This is a genomic window from Variovorax sp. 20P10.2.4 (assembly GCF_058244205.1).
This window is the reverse complement of record NZ_JBZAYE010000587.1, coordinates 1-4,610: the sequence shown is the minus strand read 5'-3', so window position 1 is coordinate 4,610 and position 4,610 is coordinate 1. Positions and strand designations below refer to the sequence as shown.

At 67.8% G+C, this 4,610-nt stretch carries 7 protein-coding genes; 1 reads left to right on the top strand and 6 read right to left on the bottom strand.

Annotated features, from left to right (window positions below):
* Window positions 1-572, bottom strand: a 572-nt coding sequence (locus AC27VN_RS33600) for a TetR/AcrR family transcriptional regulator (RefSeq protein WP_490879367.1), incomplete at its 3' end; no start/stop codon positions are given.
* Window positions 573-702: 130 nt separating this feature from the next.
* Between AC27VN_RS33600 and AC27VN_RS33595 the strand changes: the two genes are divergently transcribed.
* A complete protein-coding gene (locus AC27VN_RS33595) occupies window positions 703-1,554 on the top strand; it encodes a metal-dependent hydrolase (RefSeq protein ID WP_490879366.1) in 852 nt (283 codons plus the stop codon).
* A gap of 10 nt (window positions 1,555-1,564) precedes the next feature.
* Here AC27VN_RS33595 and AC27VN_RS33590 read toward each other — a convergent pair whose 3' ends face one another.
* The 5 genes from AC27VN_RS33590 to AC27VN_RS33570 form a co-directional block, all read right to left on the bottom strand.
* Window positions 1,565-2,152 (bottom strand): hypothetical protein, encoded by a 588-nt coding sequence (locus tag AC27VN_RS33590; protein ID WP_490879365.1) that lies wholly within the window; start codon window positions 2,150-2,152, stop codon window positions 1,565-1,567.
* Window positions 2,153-2,408: 256 nt separating this feature from the next.
* Window positions 2,409-2,669 carry a hypothetical protein gene (locus AC27VN_RS33585; protein ID WP_057592505.1) on the bottom strand — a complete coding sequence of 87 codons (261 nt, stop codon included), beginning with the start codon at window positions 2,667-2,669 and terminating at the stop codon, window positions 2,409-2,411.
* Complete coding sequence (locus AC27VN_RS33580; RefSeq protein ID WP_208511219.1) at window positions 2,656-3,027, bottom strand: hypothetical protein; 372 nt, start codon at window positions 3,025-3,027, stop codon at window positions 2,656-2,658. Before AC27VN_RS33580 ends, AC27VN_RS33585 begins: the two co-directional genes overlap by 14 nt.
* Window positions 3,028-3,044: 17 nt before the next feature.
* Window positions 3,045-3,980, bottom strand: coding sequence for a DUF6999 family protein (locus AC27VN_RS33575; protein WP_490879364.1), 936 nt, complete (start codon window positions 3,978-3,980; stop codon window positions 3,045-3,047).
* Window positions 3,967-4,610 (bottom strand): iron-containing redox enzyme family protein (locus AC27VN_RS33570; RefSeq protein WP_490879363.1); only part of this gene is annotated, 644 nt, incomplete at its 5' end. The genes AC27VN_RS33575 and AC27VN_RS33570, both read right to left, overlap by 14 nt.

Sequence of the window (4,610 nt, the reverse complement as noted above, 5' to 3'; positions counted from 1 at the left end):
AGCTCGCGCAGGTCGCCCGCGCGTTCCTGCTCGATGGCCTGCAGCACCAGCTCGTTGATGCCGCCGACCACCGTCATCGCCATCTCGCTCGTCAGGTGCGCCTGCGGGCCCGGGCCGGTCGTGCCGCTGCTGTTGATCGCGGCCTGGATGAAGTTCGCGATCTCGTCGTTGACCCGGCGCCGCGCCACCAGCCCCGGCATGCCCAGGCCGAGGATCTCGACGAACAGCGTGCGCAGCAGCACCGGGTCCTGCGCCAGATAGTCGAAATAGGCCGTGATCGCGCGCTCCACCTGCGCATGCCAGGGCTGCACCGGGTCGAAGGCCTCGCTGACCGCCTGCAGCGCCAGATGGCTGGCCGCCTCGTAGAGCGCGATCAGGCATTCGGTCTTGGTCGCGAAGTGCTCGTAGAAGGTGCGGCGCGACACCGCGGCCTCGCGCACGATGTCGGCGATGGTGGTGTCGGCATAGCCCTTGGCGGCCACAGCGCGGGCCATGCCCTCGAGCAGCCGGTGGTAGTGCTCGTTGCGCGATTCGGCCGGAATCTGGGAGGTGTTGTCGGTGACGGCACTCATGAACGGAACATTTTCCTACGCACTGGTACTTGACAGTACCAAGCACCGGAAGGCACCATGCAGGCATTGCGGTACGCATCTGTACCACGCCCCCTTGCCACCACCATTCCGATTCACGAGGATTGTCTTCATGAGCACCGAACTCGTCGTCCGCCGCCTTCTGATCGATCTCCAGGCCCCGTTTGCCCGCGACTGGTGCGGCGGCGATGCATTCTCCACCGCCTTCTTCAACGCCCTGTCGATGAGTTTTCCCTTCGGCGAGCAGTTCTTCATCGACGCGGTGCGCGACGCCGTCGCCACCCTGCCGCCCGAGACGCAGGACAAGTACCGCGCCGAAGTGCGCGGCTTCATCGGCCAGGAAGCGACGCACCGGCGCATCCATTCGCTGTTCAACGCCCACCTCGAGAAGCAGGGCCTGGTCGACCGCTGGACCGAGCGCGCGAGCAAGCGGCTGTCGCTGATGGAAGGCGCCGACCCCCGCCACGCGCTCGCGGTGACGGCCGCCACCGAGCACTTCACGGCCATGTTCGCCGAGTGGCTGCTCGCGCATCCGCAGATCCTCGACGGCGCCGAGCCCCGGCTGCGCACCATGTGGCTGTGGCACAGCGCCGAGGAGCTCGAGCACAAGAGCGTGGCCTTCGACGTCTACCGGGCCGCGGGCGGTTCCGACGAATGGCGCACGCGCTGGTTCCGCCGCGTCACGCTGATGTTCCTCGGCGACCTGATGCACCAGACGCTGGCCAACCTGCGGCACGAGAAGCAGCTGTGGAAATGGTCGACCTGGAAGAGCGCCGCGCGCACCCTGCTCGCGCGCGACGGGCTGCTGCGCGGCAACTACGCGATGTGGCGCCGCTACCTGCGCGCCGATTTCCATCCGGCGCAGCAGGACAGCAGCCTGTCGGAACGCTGGCTGGTGGACAACCGCGCGGCCTATGTGCCGGTGGGCGCGGCCGCGACGCAGCCGGACACCGCCGCGGCCTGAGCGCGGCCCCTCAGAAAAAGCTGGTGCGGTGCTGCGGCGCCGTGCCGCCGGCCTGCTGCTGCGGGTCGACGCGCAGCGGCACCTCGTGCAGGGTGTCGAAGTCCGACGGCGCGTCGGGCACGCGCATCACGGCCTCGAGCTCGTGCATCGAGGCCACCCAGCGGCCGGCCGGCGACTCGGCCGGCTCGTCGTTGGCGAAGGTGCCGTCGCGGATGTAGAAGGTCTCGCCCTCGGGGCGCTCGCCATGCAGCTCGACCAGGCGCGCGATCGAGAAGTTGTAGGTCACCAGCTTCTCGCGCGTCAGGCGGTCCTTGCCGCCGCAGTTGAACGAGCCCTCGGCCGCGATCACGATGCACGAGCCGTCCACGCTGCTGTCGGTGCCATGGCCCGAGCGCCAGATGGCGTTGGGCAGCCGCACCCGCACCTTGTCGATGACCAAGTCGCGCTGCTTGTTGAGGCTGCCCAGCGGCGGCACCAGCGAACGCAACTGCCGCAGGCGCTCGGCGAAGTTGTCGTCCATCACGAATTCCACATGGTGCGACGCGCTGCCCGAAGACCGCTTGACCACCTGCATGACGACGTGACGCGGTTTAGCCACGGCAGCTTCCTTTTGCGCGCGCGGACGGCCGCACTACGCCAAAAGCACCCATTGCCTTGCTGCAAATCATCTGATGTCGGCCTGAAATTAGAACTTTTTGACCAATGCAATTACATGCATCAATTGTTTCTAACTGTATAACTATTGCGGCCGCTATGGAAGTCGGACGACGCGATGCCCGCACGGGCATGTCGCCAAGGCGTCGCCCCGCCGTGCTAGACGAGGCGCGCGGAAAAACGCCCTTGCGGGCGCTGCGTCATTCGGGCGACGACGGCGCGGCCGCGGCGGCTTCCAGTGCCTCGTCGAGCGCCTTGCAGGACGGCGCGCAGACGGTCTGCGATTTGCCGAGCACCTGGCGGGTGCGCAGTTGCGAGCGCACGCGGTGCTTGCCGCACATGAAGCACGACATGGTGGCGCCGCTGAACGACGCGGAGGCGCGGAACGGGGACCCCGGCGTCTTCGACTTGTAGCGCAGGCCGTCTTCCAGGACGGCAGTCTTCACCTCAGCCTTGGCCATCGGTTTCTTCCTTCTTCTTCGGTTCGGGGCGGCGCATGGCGCGCGCGATTGCTTCCCTGGCGCGGGTCTCGGCCGCCAGCGAGGCGTCGAGCGCGGAGCGGCACAGGCCGGCGTGCTGATAGTTGAGGTTCTCGTACACCTCGGCGGCGGCCGGATAGGCGTCGAGCAGGCGGCTGAGGTCGGCGCCCGATTCGACGTCTTCGAACTCGTGCACCAGGTGCGCGACCACCGAGCGGTACTGCTCGGCACCGACGGGCACCTTGCTGTGTTCCAGCCGCTCGAGCAACTGGGCCAGCACATGGGTCACCGACAGATCGGTCTTGGGGGACGGAGTGTGGGTCGTGTTCATGGTCTGCATCTGGGGACAGCATACCCCTATGCAAGTGGCGGGGTGTCGGCCGAAGCCCCTTCCCCGGCCGGGACGAAGCCGGATTCGCCGCCCTCGCCGGCCCGCGCGGCCTTCATGCGTTGCAGCAGGCTGTGCAGCATCTCGGTCGAGAGGCCATGGATCACCAGCCGGTGCCCGGCCCGCAGGGTCGACAGCGGCACCAGCGGATGCTTGTTGTTGACCAGGATCAGGTGCTCGGGCGCCGCGAGGATGGTGGCGGCATAGATGCCGATGGTTTCATCCAGTTGCAGGGAATTGGCGGCGCGCCAGAAGTCGTTGTCGGTCAGCATCAGCTGGTAGAGCGGCGTGAACAGCTCGATGGCGCTCTGCAGGTCGAGGAAGTTGAGCCGCCCGTGCGGCATGTCTTCCAGCCGCAGCGCGGGCTCCCGGATCATCGAGAAATCGGGCGCCTGGGCTTTGCCCAGCGCCAGCCCGCGATCGCGCAGCGCCTGGTTCAGCCGGATCACGAAATTGAAGAGGTTGAGGTCGTGCTTGAGGAACATGTCGTCCTTCAGCGCCTCGATGTCCGGCGGCTCCAGCGGCGAGGTGGCCACCGGCGCCGGCGAATTGCGCCCGATGAAAGCCAGCACCTGCGAGCCCAGGTGGAAGTGCCGCAGGATCAGCCAGTTGGCCTCGGGCGACACGAAATGCTGGAGCCCCCAGGCCAGGATGCGGTGCAGCAGCCGCGAGTGCGACCAATTGCGCGGCACGAACACCTTCACGACCTGGATCAGGATGATGGTGGCGCGCGCGATCGGCCGCAGGAACGGCAGCAGGTACTGCCGCGAGCCCGAGCTCGAATCGGCGAGCCAGGCCGCCTTGACCTCGTCGGGCAGCGGCGTGCTCTGGTCGAGGTAGAGCGCCAGCCAGGGGCTGGGATCGCGCTCGTCGTGCCCGCGGGCCAGGAATTCAGGCGTTCGCATGGGAAATCCGCTCGGTGATGTGCTGGAACTGCATCAGGTAGAGGGCGGCCGTGTGGCGCGCCGTGTCGGCGATCTGGCGCGCGGCGCGGGCCTGGCCCTCGACGGCCATCACCATCTCGACCGCGAGCAGCCAGCGGTTCAGGTGGTTCTCGTCGTTGTGGCCGTGGTACTCGAGGAAGCGGAAGGCATCGGGCGGCAGCCGCAGGCTGGCCTTGAGAAGCGGCAGCAGCGCCGGCACGATGCGCTGGCCCGTGCCCTCGATGATGTAGATCGCGCCCAGCAGGCCGATCGGGTCGCGCGTCGCGGCCAGCGCATGCAGGTAGGCGTTGAGCGCCTCGCCGCCCGGATTGCGGCGCAGGTCCTCGATGCGCTCGACCGTGCCGCCGGCCTTGCGGTAGTCGCTGAACAGGATCTGGAAGTCGTTCTGCTCCTCGCCCGCATGCACGCCGATCAGCGACGACAGCGCCTGGTATGGCTCGCTCAGCGAGGCCGCGCCCTCGCGCATCCAGAGGCTGCCTTCGCGCACCTGCGGCACCCACTGCTCCATCCAGTTCAGGTAGTCGGGCACGGCAAAGCGGCGCTCGCGGATCTGCCGCACAAGCGGCGTGCGCCAGACGCGCGAGCGGTAGT